Annotated in this window: 10 protein-coding genes, 1 tRNA gene and 1 riboswitch; of the genes, 1 reads left to right on the top strand and 10 read right to left on the bottom strand. The window is 56.1% G+C overall.

What is annotated here, in order from left to right:
* Positions 1-189 precede the first annotated feature (189 nt).
* From HMPREF1323_RS07110 to gyrB, 10 genes are all read right to left on the bottom strand, one after another.
* Positions 190-1,374, bottom strand: a complete 1,185-nt coding sequence (locus HMPREF1323_RS07110; protein WP_009433473.1) for a cytochrome d ubiquinol oxidase subunit II — start codon at positions 1,372-1,374, stop codon at positions 190-192.
* A 42-nt stretch (positions 1,375-1,416) separates the two neighbouring features.
* Entirely contained in the window at positions 1,417-2,997 is a 1,581-nt protein-coding gene (locus HMPREF1323_RS07105) for a cytochrome ubiquinol oxidase subunit I (protein WP_009433435.1), read from the bottom strand.
* Between the two features lie 53 nt (positions 2,998-3,050).
* Positions 3,051-3,314 carry a DUF4492 domain-containing protein gene (locus HMPREF1323_RS07100; RefSeq protein WP_044114227.1) on the bottom strand — a complete coding sequence of 88 codons (264 nt, stop codon included), beginning with the start codon at positions 3,312-3,314 and terminating at the stop codon, positions 3,051-3,053.
* Between the two features lie 363 nt (positions 3,315-3,677).
* Positions 3,678-3,760: transfer RNA gene (locus HMPREF1323_RS07095), tRNA-Leu, on the bottom strand.
* Between the two features lie 827 nt (positions 3,761-4,587).
* A riboswitch (cobalamin riboswitch) is annotated at positions 4,588-4,863 on the bottom strand.
* Positions 4,864-5,555: 692 nt separating this feature from the next.
* Positions 5,556-6,452 (bottom strand): Ppx/GppA phosphatase family protein, encoded by an 897-nt coding sequence (locus HMPREF1323_RS07090; protein WP_009433489.1) that lies wholly within the window; start codon positions 6,450-6,452, stop codon positions 5,556-5,558.
* Positions 6,445-8,535, bottom strand: coding sequence for an RNA degradosome polyphosphate kinase (locus tag HMPREF1323_RS07085; RefSeq protein WP_044124201.1), 2,091 nt, complete (start codon positions 8,533-8,535; stop codon positions 6,445-6,447). The genes HMPREF1323_RS07090 and HMPREF1323_RS07085 overlap by 8 nt, the downstream gene beginning before the upstream one ends.
* Positions 8,536-8,565: 30 nt before the next feature.
* Positions 8,566-9,033: a cytidine deaminase gene (gene cdd / locus HMPREF1323_RS07080; RefSeq protein ID WP_009433475.1), complete on the bottom strand. Its 468-nt coding sequence runs from the start codon at positions 9,031-9,033 to the stop codon at positions 8,566-8,568.
* A 123-nt stretch (positions 9,034-9,156) separates the two neighbouring features.
* A complete protein-coding gene (locus HMPREF1323_RS07075) occupies positions 9,157-10,086 on the bottom strand; it encodes a TIGR01212 family radical SAM protein (RefSeq protein ID WP_009433486.1) in 930 nt (309 codons plus the stop codon).
* Entirely contained in the window at positions 10,083-10,871 is a 789-nt protein-coding gene (locus HMPREF1323_RS07070) for a lipoate--protein ligase family protein (protein WP_009433461.1), read from the bottom strand. Before HMPREF1323_RS07070 ends, HMPREF1323_RS07075 begins: the two co-directional genes overlap by 4 nt.
* Positions 10,872-10,954: 83 nt before the next feature.
* Positions 10,955-12,922 carry a DNA topoisomerase (ATP-hydrolyzing) subunit B gene (gene gyrB / locus HMPREF1323_RS07065; protein ID WP_009433477.1) on the bottom strand — a complete coding sequence of 656 codons (1,968 nt, stop codon included), beginning with the start codon at positions 12,920-12,922 and terminating at the stop codon, positions 10,955-10,957.
* 612 nt (positions 12,923-13,534) lie between these two features.
* Here gyrB and HMPREF1323_RS07060 point away from each other — a divergent pair.
* Positions 13,535-17,548: a glycoside hydrolase family 2 TIM barrel-domain containing protein gene (locus HMPREF1323_RS07060; protein ID WP_009433480.1), complete on the top strand. Its 4,014-nt coding sequence runs from the start codon at positions 13,535-13,537 to the stop codon at positions 17,546-17,548.
* Positions 17,549-17,570 lie beyond the last annotated feature (22 nt).

Below are 17,570 nucleotides of genomic sequence, written 5' to 3'. Positions count from 1 at the left end.
AAGCAAAGCTATATAGTTTTCTTCGCCATCCTATATAGCTCTACACACGGACCCATATACCAATGGTCTCTTCGTAGAGCTTTTCCCCGTAAGCAGCTTGAATATAAATAGCGATCGCCCCAAGGAGATGAGCCAGTGGCTTACTCCTTGGGGCGATCGCTTTGTGTGGGTAGCTACCCGAGCAGCGGACTAATAGTTGTGTCCGTCTGGGTCGAGCATCTCCTTGCGCGTGATCTTATGCAGGTCGAGCGCACGCCAAGCGTAGACGATGTACGCTAAGACGAAGGGAATGATTAGCGATACGAAACTCATTGCCTTCAGAGTGAAGGGGCTCGAGGAGCTATTGCGGATGTTCAGCGAGTGGTTGATGAGCTCGGGCATATCTGCGCTGTAGGCAGGGTAGTAGGAGGTATTGTTCCACCCAGCGATGAGGAAGAGGGCTAGTGCCGTGAGGACGACACCGATACCTTCGAACCAGATCCCCTTGCGGAAGCCTTCCTTGAGGAGCGTCAGCAGGATACCTGCCAGCACGAGCACCACCCCGATGAAGAAGATCGCAAAGACTGCGGGCATCTCGATGAGGTTCTTCCAGTACTTGTAGTCCACGAGATAGGTGACCTCGGGGTTAGCGGGATCGTAAGCGAAGCCCTGCTTCGTGAGAAGGAAGAAGAGGTAGGCGAGGAAGAGGATGAGGAAGATAGCGGCGTTCCAAGCGAGTGCACCACGTGAGCGCTTGTAGATCGTCTCATCATCGATGTTGTTGATGAAGAAGAGGAGCGCCGTGGTACGTGCGAGGAAGAAGACGGCAAGGCCGAAGACGACATTCCAGATGTTGAGCACTGCTTCGAGGCCGTGGAGCTGGATCCCCTTGTAGGGGAGCCACTCGGAGATGACCTGGCTGGCACCAGAGAGGTCAGCGATAGCCTCGCGGTTCACCATGAAGGTAGAGCCCGTGAAGAAGGTCGATACAGCAGCACCGAGGAGAATCGGAGCGAGGAGGCCGTTGATGAAGAGGAACGTCTGGTAAGTGCGGCTACCGAGCACATTACCATTCTTATTCTGATACTCGTAGGAGATTGCCTGGATGATGAAGCAGAAGAGGATGAGCATCCACACCCAGTAGGCACCACCGAAGCTGGTCGAGTAGAAGAGGGGGAAGGAGGCGAAGAAGCCACCGCCGAAGACGACCAGCGTAGTGAAGGTGAATTCCCACTTACGGCCGATAGAGTTCACGAGGAGCTTGCGGTCGAGCTGCTCCTTGCCAATGCTGAAGAAGAGCGATTGGCCCCCCTGCACGAAGAGCAGGAAGACGAGGAGAGCACCGAGGACGGAGACTAAGAGCCACCAGTATTCTTGGAAGAATGCGTAGTCCATAATAAATCGTTTGCTTAGCTTGATTAGATGACTTCGTGGGGCTTAGTGCTGATCAGGGCCCTGCTTGATAGCCTTGCGCATGATGTTGATCTCAGCCACGAGCATGATCGTGAAGAGCAGGAAGAAGAGTGCGAAGGTGATCATCACCGACGAAGCTTCGATCTTCGAGATAGCTGCATGGACGGGTAGGAGGTTCTGGATAGTCCAGGGCTGACGACCCACTTCGGCGACGACCCAGCCGGCTTCACTGGCTACCCATGCCAGAGGAGTGAGGATGATACTTGCCCAGATGAGCCAGCGAGTAGAGGCGAGCTTCTCATTACGCTTGTAGGCGTACCACGTCAGGATGAGGAAGAGCAGAAGGAAGGCACTACCGAGCCCGACCATGACACGGAAGGAGTAGTAGGTCAGAGGGATGTTGGGGATCGTCTCGTACTTGCTGGTGAAGTAGCCATAGCCGTAGTAGGGGAAGTTCTCCATCAGTACAGTGCGGTGCTGCTCAGCGGAGATGCTATCCCCAGCCTTGCGAGCGGCACGGAAGGCATTGAGAGCATCGATAGCGATACGACCACGACGCATCTTCTCCTCCGTAGAGATGGCGATCTTACCATCGGGCTGACGGTAGCCACCTTCGAGGATGTTGATCACGCCAGGTACGTAGTGCGTACCCGTGCCAGCGACCATATAAGAGAGGAGGCGGGGGGCTTCGATGTTGAAGATGTGTGAGGGCTTGCCATCATCGGGAAGCTGCTTGTCGGGGTTGAGCAGGCCGATGACGCCGAGGCCGATACCTTCACCATCCTCCGTGCAGCCTTCGCTGGTGCACTTACCCGTGTCGTAGATAGCCTCCATGGCCGCGAGCTTCATAGGCTGGTTGGTAGCGACGTCGACAGCCGAGCTGTGCCCGGTCATAGCCGTTAGCAGTGCTGCTACGAAGCCGAAGGGGGCGATGATCTTGAGGTTGCGGCGAGCGAACTCTACGTTGCGCTTACGCAGGAGATAGAGTGCACAGATACCGAGTGCGAAGAACGTACCGAGCGTCCAAGACGAGGTGACCGTATGGAGGAACTTGATGATAGCCGTGGGTGAGAGTGCTACAGCCCAGAAGTCACTCATCTCATTGCGCATCGTATCGGGGTTGAAGACCATACCCTGAGGATTCTGCATCCAAGCGTTAGCGATGAGGATCCATACTGCAGAGATAGTAGCCCCGATGATAGTGAGCCAGCTGGAGGCTAAGTGGAAGCCCTTGCTGACCTTACCCCAACCGAAGAACATCACGGCGATGAACGTCGACTCCATGAAGAAGGCGAGGATCCCTTCGATAGCGAGGGGTGCACCGAAGATGTCACCGACGAACCAGCTGTAGTTCGACCAGTTGGTCCCGAACTGGAACTCGAGGATGATCCCCGTAGCTACGCCGATAGCGAAGTTAATCCCGAAGAGCTTCTGCCAGAACTTCGTGGACTTCTTCCAGAATTCATCACCGCTGCGATAGTACTTCGTCTCAGCCAGTGACATGATGACCCCCAGGCCGAGGGTCAGCGGGACGAAGAGCCAGTGATACATGGCCGTCAGGGCAAACTGTGCCCGCGACCATGAGACTAAAGATTCTAGATCCATTGTAAATAGTTATTAGAGTTTGATATGTTTATCTCGCATGAAGAGAAGGTGCGTCATCGGGCGACGGTATCGCCTGGCGCACGACGATTGAGGAGCTCGTCACCGACGAACTCAGATCGTTCAATATGCTGCTCCTTGGCCTGCTGCTTGACGTGGTTAGGGAAGAAGAAGGCGCGCAGGATAGCAAACATGATGAAGAGCTTCAGCACAATGATGAGCCAAAGCTTCTTGCTTGTCGGGGTCAATCCTCGGAAGCCATCGCGATAGAGGCGGAAGGCTCGCACGAAGAAATTGGGTTTTGGTGACTCAGTCGGCATAGGGTCGATGAGAGGGTGAGAATGATAATTTCGTCGGATGAATCCGGTTCGGACAAAGATAGAGCAAACGAGTGAGTGGACTGCAACCCGAGAGGCCCGATAACCCTGATAATGAGCCCTTAGTTTGATAGCCTCTATCTATGTGTGTATTTATAGAATTGATATATCGGGGTGCTGGAGCGAAGTAAACTACCTACTGGACGCTGTCTAAGGGAGGAATAAAGTGCCTGGATTTATTTGTCGGAAGCTACTGGACTTATACGATTGGATAGCATGTGTCTTTGGGATAAATGGCATCTTCCTCGATAAGAATAACCCCTACGCAAATCATTGATTTACGCAGGGGCTTCCTGTAAGTGGTTGTACCCAGAGTGGGACTCGAACCCACACAACCTATTGGTCAAGGGATTTTAAGTCCCTCGTGTCTACCATTCCACCATCTGGGCGACCATGTAACGCACACCATAGGCGTACGCATTCGGCTGCAAAAGTAACGTAAAATCGGTAGATAAGCAATTGCAGAGCGCATAGCGAGTAGCCTCCGTCGTGAAGCGGATGCTAAGATGAGGGTGCGGAAGGGATGAGGAGTAAGGACTCCATGGTATTCGGATGGGACTACGGGTAGTGATACCTCGCATAGACCTTTAAGTAGTATGCATGACTGCTCTTGCTCTCAGCTCTTTCGGTAGAGTAGACGTACAGGGCAAGCAAGATATTGGGGCCGGCGACGGTCAAAGCTGATGTCACATCTCTCCGAGGGGAGTTGTGACGAGCCTTAGACCGAGCCGTGCACCTAACATGGTCGGCGTATGGATCGAGGTGGTGCAGCCAGCGAGGTATCCCTGGCTGGTCCTATGGGGGGGCAGGGGCGGTTTTGGATAGGTTGGAGGAACATGAAGAAAGGCCCCTGTGAGTACCAGACCCATAGAGATCCCAGACAGAGTAGAGCCTTGTCCTACTTGTCACAAGCGGGCTTGTGTACGACCCGATAGGGGGCACACAGCTGCAGGATGTTCAAAAGATTATCGGGGGATATTCTGATGAGGTGACCTTCTCTCCGGCTTCGTCCTTGCGGGCGAAGTGATACGCACGACACATTTCAATATCTGGAAGCCACTGCGCGTCTCGAAGAGCGGGGCAGAAAGACTTCCTTCACTACCAGCACTGACGGGCGGTCCGTCGGGCGGGGTAGGAGAAGGTGCACACATCGGAGAGAGCTACCATCAGGAGGAGCGTCTCATGGCAATGTCTTCCCAATCTTATTCCCGAGATTGACACATTGGATCTCATGAGCAGGTCTCCTGGCTTATCACCCTAACTTCTCATTCCTACGATCCTTCCCAAGTAGCTTCGTACTCAGTGGCGAAGGTCTGCCAAGACGCTCGGCGAAGAGCTCGTTGGTCCTTCCGTCATAGGAGGAGCCTATCTATCATCCCCATGGGGAGCTGCAGATAGGGAGTGACTTACAGTAGCGGGTACTGCGCCGGATTTACACCGGCTTCCCTTACTACCCTGGGTCCAGACTGGTGCGCTTCACCAGCATAATGCCCTCGGGTATACTCGTAAGACACAGCAAAGTTAAGACAAATTTTTAGATAACCTAAGAGCTTCAAGGGGTGAGCTTGTGAGGTGAGCTCGGGTGCTTCTTTATGGGTGAAAGATTTGAGGCCATTGCGCAAGCCCTTCGCCTTATCGCGCGTATTCCTCTTATCCAGTGGAGAGGAAAGTGCTATTCTTGCGAAGAAAAAAGTGCTTTCACGTAGTGGTCTTCCTCTGTCCACGCACGTAGTCTTAAAGACTAGGTACGTCAGTCCAAATATCCACGTATGTAGATATTAGATCCACGTACGTAGCCCAAACTTATCTGCCGCTCGTCCACAACTTTTATTCCTACGCGGAGCAACAAGCTAATAGAGGTCACTTGATAAAGCTATACGGAATCAGTCCAAAGCTATATAGCTTTCTTCGCCATCCTATATAGCTCAACTCTCGTGCCCATATACCTATTATGATGAGACCATTGTGTAAGCTACCTCTTCATTACTCGTACCTTCTTCCCCCCGAAAATCGGAGTCTTTCGGCTGAGAAGTTCGAAGGAGGATAGTGCAAGCTGTGAAGGGATAGGCTTGCGCAATGGTCTCTACTTAGCCTATACCTATAATATATAGCACGTCCGTCGCCCTCCCGCAGTAGTGAGCGTGGAGGGTGACGGACGTCGTGGAAAATGCGCCTTGGGTAGCGCTATGGCAGGATCGGACAGACAGAGTCGACGATACCGTCGGCGAGCCCCTTCGTGGGGACGATGATCTCCGTGGCTTCGGTGATTGAGGCGACTAAGAGGAAGATGTCTGCCGCAGGGACGATGACCTCAGCACGGTCGGGCTTGAGGCGGAAGAGCTGCATACGCTGCTCGGGAGTGTACTGCCGGAGCTCGTCGGCGACACGCTGGAGGCTCTCGACAGGGAGGCTGTTCACATTGGCACGCTCCGAAGGGGCGCCGAGGCGAAGGAGCTTATTGATATTCCCCCCTGTACCGACAAGGCGTAGGGTGCCATAGGTAGAGCGCAGGGTACGCACGTAGTCACCGAAGGAGTTGCGCTCTTCGTCACGCACCTTACCGCTGAGCTGGCGGATCGTACCGATATCAAAGGAGCGAGACTCGATGAGCTCTGCACCACGTACGAGGTTGAGCTCCGTACTACCCCCACCGACGTCGACGTAGAGGAAGGTATCCTCGGTCTGGCTGGCCAGCGAACGGATGAGGTCGGAAGAGATGAGGCGAGCTTCCTCTCTACCATCGATGATCTCGATACGGATGTCGGTCTTCTCGTAGATCTTCTCCACGAGCTCGGCGCCATTCTCGGCATCACGCATAGCAGAGGTGGCGCAGGCACGGAAGGCAGAGACTTCGTAGATCTCCATCAGCTCGCGGTAGGCCTTCATGAGGCTGACGAGCTGCTTACCCTTCTTCTTCGATATGCGCCCATCGACGAAGGCATCTTCACCGAGGCGTAGAGGGACGCGTACCAGCTGGACCTTGGAGAGTGGCTCGGCACTCCCAGGCTCGTTGAGGCACTTGATGAGTAGGCGGACGGCATTGGAGCCAATGTCGATACCGGCGTAGTGAGACTTACCCATTATTCTCTTTGTTCTTCTTTGCTTCGTAGTACTTGTATAGTGCTTGCTGGGAGTTGAAGGGGGCTTCATCGGGACCCAAGTCATCGCGACGTGGGCGCACGGCTTCCCCTTGGACGTAGTAGCCCTGCTCGGTATCTCTCAGCCCTGCTGAGATGATGAAGTCCAGTTCGCGCTGTATGGCAGGGTCGTAGACAGGGGTCATGACTTCGATGCGGCGGTCGAGGTTGCGCGTCATCCAGTCGGTTGAGCCGATGTAGTACTTCGGCTCTCCACCTCCACCGAAAACGTAGATGCGGGAGTGCTCGAGGTAGCGTGAGATGATCGCATTGATGAAGAGCCCTTCGCTATAGCCTGGTACACCAGGTAGGAGGGAGCAGTTGCCTCTCAGGCAGAGCTCGACACGCACGCCAGCCGTCACGGCTTCGTAGAGCTTGGCGACCATCTTCTCATCGACGATATGGTTGAGCTTGAGGCGTATGTAGGCCTCCTGTCCAGCTCGTGCCAAGCGGATCTCCTTATTAATAAGGTTGTAGAGTGGCTGGCGCATATCGTTGGGTGCGACCAGCAGGTGATGGAAGTGTGGGGCGATGAAGGGGCGCTCGATGAAGTCGAAGACCTGCATCACGTCGTGTACGATGCCCTTGTGCGCAGTCATCAGCATGAGGTCGGTATAGAGTCGAGCGGTACCCTCGTGGAGGTTGCCCGAGCCGATGCAGGCGATGCCCCCATGCTTGGTGCGGATGTAGACAAGCTTCGAGTGGACCTTCAGCTTCTCATGACCGAGGACAACGTTGATACCGAAGTCCTGCATCTTCTTCCCCCAGTTGATATTTGACTGCTCGTCGAAGCGTGCTAAGAGCTCGACGACGGCGGTGACGCGCTTGCCGTTCTGCGCTGCTGTGGTCAGCGCCTTGACGACCTTGGAGTTTTGCGCCACGCGGTAGAGGGAGATACGTATCTCGGTGACCTCTTCGCTGATCGCAGCTTCTTGTAGAAGGCGGAGGAAGTGATCGAAGCTGTAATAGGGGAAGTGCAGGCAGCGGTCTTGGTGCATGATCTGGTGGATCATGCTCTGCGTGTAGTGGAACTCATTCATCTGCAGCGGGGGCTGCTTGGGGAAGCGAAGTCCCTTGCGCCCGCAGTCTGGGAGGTCCATCAGGTCACGCATGTTGTGGTAGCGTCCTCCGCCGATACGTGTGTCGCGGAAGTTGAGCTCCGCCATGGCGCTGAGCTTGCGCAGGATCTCGGGTGAGAGGGCTTGGTCGTAGACGACGCGCACGGTCTCGCCGCGCTTACGGCGCTTGACACCACGGGAGACCTTCTCGATGACACTTGAGCGGAGGTCTTGCTCGATCTCGAACTCAGCGTCCTTGGTGAACTTAAACGTATAGGCCTCGTACTGCACATACTCCCGCCCGATGAAGATGTAGGGGAGGCAGTAGCGGATGACGTCGTCAAGGAACATCAGGTAGCTCTCACCATCCTTGTCACGCAGACGGAAGAAGCGCCCAAGTTCGCGCACGGGTACCTCCAGTAGCGCCACCTCGTGCCCCGTCTCAGGCTCCTCCTGATCGTGCCATAGGACGACTGCCAGATAGAGCGACTCCTTGAGGTGCTGCTCGGGGTTGAAGGTAGGGCTATTGATGAAGATCGGGTTGGTGAAGCCATTGATCTTGTCCATAAAGAAGGACAAGACTTCCTCCTCTTGGCTGCTGGTGAGCTCGCGCTCATTGATGATATGGATGTGAGCAGCCTTGAGTTCTCGTACCAGCTGAGCGAAGGTCTCGTCGAAGAGCTGGGAGTATTCTCTATTGAGTCGGAGGATGGTGCGGAGGGTCTCCTTCGCTTTCTTGCGCTCGGTCGTGGGGAGCTCTTCCGCAGAGTCGATGAGGCGACGCAGTGAGGCGACGCGCACACGGAAGAATTCATCCAGATTGTTGGAGTAGATGCCGAGGTAGTTGAAGCGCTCCAGGAGGGGGAGATCGGGGCGCATAGCCTCTAAGAGGATGCGCTTATTGAAGTACATCCAGCTTGTGTCACGCTCGATATAGGGCATGGGCCCGCGGTGCTGACGTTGCTGCATAGAGTCTGTTAAGGGGGGAGGATATATGGGCTAAAGGGCGCTACCGTCGAAGCCGAAGGGCAGTAGGTAGCGGCAGTCCTCGAGGAGAATAGTCTTCTCCTCACCCATCAGAAGTATGGGGAAGGGGTGGAAGCGTGTGGCGGTCTCCATGATCACCTGACGGCAGCTGCCGCAGGGCGAGATGACGGGCACACGGCCAGCGCTGTTGATAGCGACGATAGCGAGGCGCTCGACAGCGACGTCGGGCCACTGGGCACCAGCCCAGAAGAGTGCTGTACGCTCGGCACAAGTCCCCGAGGGGTAGGCGGCATTCTCTTGGTTGGAGCCCGTGACGATCTCGCCATTAGCGAGTAGGACGGCGGCGCCGACGTGGAAGCGGCTATAGGGGGCGTAGGCCTTCTGAGCGACTTCGAGTGCGCGCTCCTCCAGCTGGCGATCTTGCTCGGAGAGCTCGGAGCGGTCGAGCGTCTTATAGGGAATAGTAAATGTTTGCTCCATGTGCGTATGCTATACGAATGTGATGAGGGTGGGGAGACTCCCCAGCACCTCTATAGCGAATGTACGAAAAAGTGAGGAATGCTTGCAGTAGAGGTTGCAGGTGAAGTCCCTCAGATAGCGCCCTTACTCTCGGGGCTCTTGGGGCGTAGCCGTAAGCGCCTTGCGGATCTTGGCGGTGAACTCGTGGTTCTTCCAGCCCCAGCGTGGGGCTAAGAGCAGGGCAGGCGGGGACTGCGAGACGAAGCGCTCGAGCACGATGTCGGGGCGGAGGCGGCGAACGAAGTCCACGATGAGGTCGATATACTCCTCCTCGGTGAAGAGATGGAAGTCCGATGGATCACGCTGATACTCGCCTGCCATGATCGTCCCACGGATGATCTGTAGCTGGTGGATCTTGAGCGTAGTGATGGGGAGCTGCGAGAGGCGGTCGGCATGCTGGAGCATCTCTTCGCGACTCTCACCTGGGAGACCGAGGATGAGATGAGCTCCGACGAGGATACCTGCAGCGTGGGTGCGCTCAATGGTCTCGACGCTGGTCTGATAGCTGTGCCCCCGCTGGATACGCTCAAGGCTGCGGTCGCACGTGCTCTCTACACCGTACTCCACGAGGAGGAAGGTGTGCTTGGAGAGCTGCTCGAGGTAGTCGAGTAGGGGCTGAGGCATGCAGTCTGGGCGCGTGCCGATGATAAGCCCGACGACGTCTTCATGACGGAGTGCCTCCTCGTACTTCGCGATGCAATCCTCCACCTCCCCGTAGGTATTGGTGTAGGACTGGAAGTAAGCGAGGTACTTCATCTCGGGGTACTTCCTGCGGAAGAAGGCGATGCCTTCGTCGATCTGCTCGGTGATGCTCTTGAGCTTCGTCGCGTAGTTCGGGCTGAAGCTCTTATTGTTGCAGTAGGTACAGCCTCCCTTGCCCATAGATCCGTCACGGGTGGGGCAGGAGAAGCCCGCCGTGAGCGTGATCTTCTGCACCTTCTGTCCAGGGAAGTGGCGCTGGAGGAAGGTGGCGAAGTCTACGTAGGGGAGGGCAGGGCTTGTGGATGGAGTCATACGGTCGGAGTCTTGGCGCGCCCTATCGGTGAATGGATCCAGTCGGCATGCTCGAAGTGCTCAGCACGCTGCGTACGGATGTATTCCTCTACCGAAGCGTTGAATTCAAGCGGGAAGAGCCCCGTATGCTCCTCGCGGAGGGCGGCAAGGATATCCTCCTGCAGGTCGGTGATGGTATAGCCTTCGGGGAGTGCTGGGCGGAGGTTCGTGACCTGTGAGCGGACTGAGGCGACACGTGAGCGTGCCTCTACCTCGGGAGAGACTGTCAGGATGCGCTCCAGCTCCTCGAGGTTAGCATCGAAGAGCAGGCAGATGTGGTAGAGCATGCGTGAGCGGTTCACCGCCTCGGCTGCTCCACCGACCTTATAGCCGTCAAGACGGAGGTCACCACGGGGTGAGCGCTCCACGATGACTCCACGCCCAGTGAGTGCTCGCTGTATGGGAGTAGGAAAGGCCTTCAGGTCGAAGCCTTGGCCCGAGTGGTCGTTCTTTATCGCCGTGAAGTTGAGATTCCCGAGGTCATGGTAGACCGTGCCTCCGCCCGATGTGCGGCGCAGGAGGGCGATGTCATGCTCCTTGAGGTAGTCGAGATCGAGCTCCGCCTCAGCCCACTGATAGCGCCCCATGAATACGGAGGGGCGATTCACCCACAGCATGTAGATGGTGTCCAGCGGACGGAGCTGGCGGTAGAGATAGTCCTCGAGAGCGATGTTGTAGTACGGGTCGGTCGAGGGACTGATATAGTAGTAGGCGTTGGAGGTGGCAGGAGTCGTCATCGTCATCATAGTCGAAGGCTATCCCTCCAGCGGCATCCGAGCCGTCGGAGGGATAGCCTTCTCTTATTATAATAGGTATAAGGGGCGCTGGACTAAGCGTCGATGCGAGCGTAGGTCGCATTCGCCTCGATGAACTCGCGGCGGGGAGCTACGTCATCACCCATGAGCATAGAGAAGATCGCATCAGCCTCAGCGGCATTCTCGATGGTGATCTTGCGCAGGGTGCGGTTCTCGGGATTCATCGTCGTTTCCCAGAGCTGCTCTTCATTCATCTCACCGAGACCCTTGTAGCGCTGTACGCGTACGCGGTTCTCGTCGCCACCACCGACACGGTCGATGAAGGCCTGACGCTGCTGTTCGGTCCAGCAGTATTCGCGCTCCTTGCCTCGGGTACATAGGTAGAGGGGCGGAGTAGCGATGTACACGTAGCCGTTCTCGATGAGCGAGCGCATGTTGCGGAAGAAGAAGGTCAGGATAAGCGTGGCGATATGGCTACCGTCCACGTCAGCATCGGTCATGATGATGACCTTGTGATAGCGGAGCTTCGAGAGGTTCAGCGCCATGCTGTCCTCTTCGGTGCCGATGGTCACGCCGAGAGCCGTGTAGATGTTACGGATCTCTTCGCTCTCGAGGACCTTGTGCTGCATCGCCTTCTCTACGTTGAGGATCTTACCACGCAGTGGGAGGATCGCCTGGAACTCACGGTCACGACCCTGCTTAGCCGTACCACCTGCAGAGTCACCCTCGACGAGGAAGAGCTCGGAGAGGATGGGGTCCTTAGAGGAGCAGTCGGCGAGCTTACCAGGCAGGCCACCACCCGAGAGAGGCGACTTGCGCTGTACCATCTCACGCGCCTTGCGTGCAGCTTGGCGAGCCGTAGCAGCCAGGATGACCTTGTCTACGATGATCTTCGCTTCCTTGGGGTGCTCTTCGAGGTAGATCTCGAGGGCTTCGCTGACAGCGACGTCTACGGCGCCCATGACCTCGTTGTTCCCGAGCTTGGTCTTCGTCTGCCCTTCGAACTGGGGTTCTGCGACCTTGATGCTCACGACGGCCGTGAGACCTTCGCGGAAGTCATCCCCCGTGATCTCTACCTTGACCTTGTCGAGGAGCTTCGAGTCAGTAGCATATTTCTTCAGCGTACGCGTCAGACCACGACGGAAGCCCGCCAGGTGCGTACCCCCTTCGATGGTGTTGATATTGTTGACGTAGCTGTACACATTCTCGTTGTACGAGGTGTTGTAGGTCATCGCGACCTCGACAGGGATACCCTGCTTCTCGGTGATGATGTGGATGACATCCTCGATGAGGTGCTCCTTGGAGCGGTCGATGTACTTGACAAACTCCTCAAGCCCCTTCTCTGAGTAGTAGGTCTCAGTGAGGGCTACACCGGCTTCGTCACGCTGACGCTCATCGGTCAACGTGAGGGTGATACCTGCGTTGAGGAAGGCGAGCTCGCGCAGACGCGTAGCCAGGATCTTGAACTGGTACTCCGTGCTGGTGAAGATCGTGTCGTCGGGCTTGAAGAGTACCGTCGTACCCGTCTTGTCTGTCGTGCCGATAGTCTGCAGCTCGGTGGTGGGGACACCACGGCTGAACTCCTGCGTGTAGATCTTGCCGTCGCGCTGGACGGTAGCCTTGAGGAGGGTAGAGAGGGCATTGACACAAGAGACACCGACCCCGTGCAGACCGCCCGAGACCTTGTAGGAGCCCTTGTCGAACTTACCCCCTGCGTGCAGGACCGTCAGTACGACCTCCAGAGCACTCTTGCCTTCCTTCTCGTGGATGTCTACGGGGATACCTCGCCCGTTGTCCTGGACTTCGATGGAGTTGTCCTCGTGGATGGTGACCTTGATATCATTGCAGTAGCCTGCCAAGGCCTCGTCGATTGAGTTGTCTACGACTTCATACACCAAGTGGTGAAGACCCTTCTCGCCGATGTCACCGATGTACATCGCAGGGCGCTTACGTACGGCCTCCAGCCCTTCTAAGACTTGAATGCTACTGGCCGAGTATTCCTTCTCGTTGGTATGGTCTTGATCGAACAGCTCTTCGCTCATTGCTTATCTGTGTGATTAGTCCCCGCGGTGAGCGCATGGCGTCACGGTAGGGTATTACATTATTATATATAGGACAAAGATACGAAAAAAATGCGCTCCCTTGGGTGTTATTTCGCCAGTGCTTCGGGTGGACTATTGGTGCATCTTAATGACCTCTGTATTGGGACGAGGTGATTTCCTCTGGATAGCAAACTCCGTCTTCCCTCAAGAAAAGCTGCTCGGCAGTAGTGGTAAACCCACAAAGCAGTAGTGCTATTCTTCTCTCCACGTGCAAAGCCCTAAAATCTATGTGCATAGACGATAAGATTTTTGTGCCTGGATCTTAAATCTACGCACGTAGATTTAAGAATAGAGATACTACATGGGGAGAATATCTCTTTGGTTTTGAAGTAATACAGCCAGTGGTTTGTCGCTTTTTGTGTACTACTTCTACTTCCTACTTGGTAGCCTTTGGTGTTGCCTTTTTGAGGGCAGGCGAGGTGATTCTCTCAGTGCGGGCATTGTGCTCTGGGTAGATATGCACCAAAGCAGTATATTTGCCCATAGCATTCCAGCCGCGGCGGAGGACTCCACCTCTGTCGTCGGATATCTCCCCCTTGGAACGACAATCTAATGAACAAGATCTACGCCGTGAGTAGCCTCGCAGCTGCTCTAACCTTCGCCTTGCCCAGCCCAGTGACTGGTCAGCGACTCCTCCCCGGCTATCGCTATGATCACTCGACCGCCCCGACGGGTAAGGAGTGGCAAAGCCCAGCCGACTATGCTCTTGGTAAGGAGCAACCCCACGCTTACTTCTTCTCTTTCGCCCCGAAGGACCGTGCTGAGCGCGTACTCCCTGAGTATAGCTCGCTCTACCAGAGCCTTGACGGGACGTGGCGCTTCCACTGGGTACGTACGCCAGAAGAGCGCCCTGTGGACTTCTATCGCGCCGACTACGATGCCTCCTCTTGGGATGAGGTCACCGTACCGATGAACTGGAATGTCTACGGCCTCCAGCGCGACGGGAAGCAGAAGTATGGTACGCCTATCTACGTCAATCAGCCCGTCATCTTCTACCACAAGGTGCGCCCTGATGACTGGCGCGAGGGGGTTATGCGTACTCCACCGAAGGAATGGACGACCTATCGTGACCGCAATGAGGTCGGCTCCTATCGCCGTACCTTCAAGCTCCCCACCGAGTGGAGCGACAAGGCGGTCTTCCTCAACTTCGATGGGGTCGACTCGTTCTTCTACCTCTGGATCAACGGACGCTATGTGGGCTTCTCTAAGAACTCCCGCAATCTTGCCTCCTTCGATATCTCACCTTACCTCCGCCCCAAGGGAGAGGAGAATGTCATCGCTGTAGAGGTCTACCGCAATAGTGATGGCTCGTTCCTCGAAGCGCAGGATATGTTCCGCCTCCCAGGGATCTTCCGCTCGGTCTACCTCACCGCTAAGCCGAAGGTGCATCTGCGTGACCTGCGGGTTATCCCCGACGTGACCTCCGACCTCAAGGAGGGTAGCCTGCGTATCACCTCTGAGCTGAGAAGTCAAGGAACGAAGGCGGTACGTCCCGACCTGCGCCTCAGCTACAAGCTCTATACACTGCCTCTCTACTCCGATGAGGTGAGTGGTGCTCCCGTGGCTACCGCCGAAGGTCGTAGCACCTCGACGGGCACGGCAGAGACGACGCTCACGCTCCAGAGCCCTGCGCTCTGGTCTGCAGAAGCGCCCCACCGCTATGTCTTGGTCGCCGAGCTCTATGACAAGACTGGGAAGACGCTGCTGGATCGCGCGTCCATCTATACGGGCTTCCGTAAGGTCGAGATCCGCGAGACACCGGCCGACCAAGATGAGTTCGGGCACGCTGGTCGCTATTTCTACGTCAACCACAAGCCTGTGAAGTTCAAGGGGACGAACCGCCACGAGACGGATCCCTCCCGCGGGCATGCCATCACGCATGAGCAGATGGAGCGCGAGGTCTTCCTGATGAAGCGTGCGAATATCAACCACGTGCGCAACTCTCACTATCCTCCTTCTCCCTACTGGTACTACCTGTGCGATAAGTATGGTATCTACCTCGAGGACGAGGCGAATATCGAGTCGCATCAGTACTACTACGGCAAGGCTTCGCTATCGCACGTGCCTGAGTTCGAGGCACAGCATGTCTCTCGTATGCTCGAGATGGTGCATGCCAACATCAACCACCCCAGCATCGTCATCTGGTCGCTGGGTAATGAGGCTGGCCCTGGTGTGAACTTCGTCAAGAGCTACGAGGCTACGAAGCGCGTCGATACCTCACGTCCCGTGCAGTATGAGCGCAATAACGACATCGTCGATATGGGCTCCAATCAGTATCCTTCTATCGCTTGGGTCGAGGGGGCTGCTACGGGTAAGTACAAGATCAAGTACCCCTTCCATATCTCCGAATATGCCCACTCCATGGGGAATGCCTGTGGTGGTCTGGCGGACTACTGGAAGGCTATCGAGAGCTCGAACTATATCTGCGGTGGTGCTATCTGGGACTGGGTAGACCAAGCACTATACAACTACACGCCCGAGGGGCTTCGCTATCTGGCCTATGGGGGTAACTTCGGTGACTTCCCCAATGATGGTATGTTCGTCATGAACGGTATCATGTTCGCCGACCTCCAGCCTAAGCCACAGTACTATGAGGTGAAGAAGGTCTACCAGCAGATCGGTATCGAAGCCGAAGATCTGATGGCAGGACGTGTGCGTATCTTCAATAAGCACTACTTCGTCTCCCTCGCAGACTTCGACCTCCGCTGGAGTCTTTACCGCGATGGGGTAGAGGAGCGCTCGGGCGTCCTTGATCTCCCCGCTATCGCTCCTCGTACGGCCGAGACCGTCACGCTGCCTCTCTCTACCTCAGACCTCCAGCCTAATAGTGAGTACTTCGTCAAGGTCGAGTGCCGTCTGCGCACCGACAAGCCATGGGCTAAGGCGGGCTATGTAGCCGCTGATGAGCAGCTCGCCCTGCAGTCACTCCGTGAGCGAGATGCCCTGCAAGGGGGCAAGGGCCTCCGTGCGAAGAGCCTGACGAAGGAGGTCTATGAGGTCGCTGGTAGTGACTTCTCCGTGCAGTACGACCTCCGCGAAGGGACGATTCACCAGCTCGTCTATGCTGGTGATACGGTCATCTACCCAGGCAATGGGCCTCGTATCACGGCCTTCCGTGCTCCCGCTGACAACGATATCTGGGTGCGCTCGGCTTGGACGACCAATGGTCTGCACAACCTCAAGCACCGTGTCCTCAAGCAGCAGGTCACTAAGCTCCCCGACGGCTCGGTAGAACTCTTCTTCACCGTACGCTCTCAGGCTCCCTATGGCGCTACGCTCACGATGCACAAGGCTTCGGGTAAGTATGAGCTTACGGAGGATAAGGCACATCCCTTCGGTGAGAATGACTTCGCTATCACATCGCAGGCTATCTGGCGAGTGTATCCCGACGGAAGCATCCAGCTTCGCTCGAACCTGACGACGAATAAGCCCGCGTTGCCTCTCGGTCGTCTGGGCTATGAGTTCGTCCTGCCCCGTGCTTACGACAACTATACTTATTACGGTCGCGGCCCCATCAATAACTATGGTGACCGCAAGGCCAGCCAGTATATCGAGCAGCACAAGAGCAAGGTAGCCGAGCAGTTCGTCTCCTTCCCTAAGCCTCAGACGATGGCCAACCGCGAGGATGTACGCTGGGTAAGCCTGACGAATGCCTCTGGACGTGGTATGCTCTTCCTCACGGATAGCGTGATGACGAGCTCTGCTCTTCCTTACTCTGCGATGCAGCTGATGATGGCTCCTCATCCCCACGAACTGCCTGCTGCTGGTGATACCCATCTGGTACTCTCCCGTAGCACGACGGGGCTTGGTGGTGCCAGCTGTGGTCAGGGTGGTCCTCTGGTATCCGCTCAGAGCCTCGCTACTCCACAGCTCTTCAGCCTGATGATCCGCCCGCTCCGTGCTGGTGACTCAGCCGTCAAGCAGGCTAAGGCTAAGATCGATGGCCCCGTAGTTCCCTCGATCACGCGAGATCCTCACGGGGACCTCGTCATCACGGGTGCTCCAGGGGAAGCTCTCTGGTACACCATCGGTCGTGGTCGTCCTCAGCGCTATACCGAGCCTATCGACTTCTCTCAGGGTGGAGAGGTCTCAGCATGGGCTGAAGGACAGCGCCGCCTCATCTCGACTATGTCCTTCGGTCGTATGAAGTACGCTGCCTGCCGCATCGTCTTCTGTAGCAGTGAGGAGTATGGCTATGAGGCACAGGATCTCCTTGATGAGAGCCCCGACACGATGTGGCACACCGTATGGACGCTCACCGTACCCAAGCATCCTCACTGGATTGACTTTGATCTGTACAAGGTGAAGACGATCAGTGGCCTCACTTATCTGCCTCGTCAGGATGAGAGCACTACGGGTGATGTCAAGGACTATGCCCTCTCGGTGAGTGATGACGGGAAGCAGTGGACCGAGGTCCTGCGTGGTACCTTCGGTAGTGATAAGAAGCTCAAGGAGGCACTTCTCAAGAAGCCCGTTCGCGCTCGCTATCTGCGCTTTACAGCGCTCTCTGCTCATGACGGACAGGACTACGCCTCTGGCTCAGAGATCCATATCCTGGCTGAGTAATAGCCCATCTCTTTAGAGGACG

The sequence above is a fragment of the Porphyromonas sp. oral taxon 279 str. F0450 genome (assembly GCF_000292995.1).
GTDB classification, from domain to species: domain Bacteria; phylum Bacteroidota; class Bacteroidia; order Bacteroidales; family Porphyromonadaceae; genus Porphyromonas; species Porphyromonas pasteri.
The sequence above is the reverse complement of the archived record's forward strand: the minus strand, read 5'-3'. Positions and strand labels throughout refer to the sequence as shown.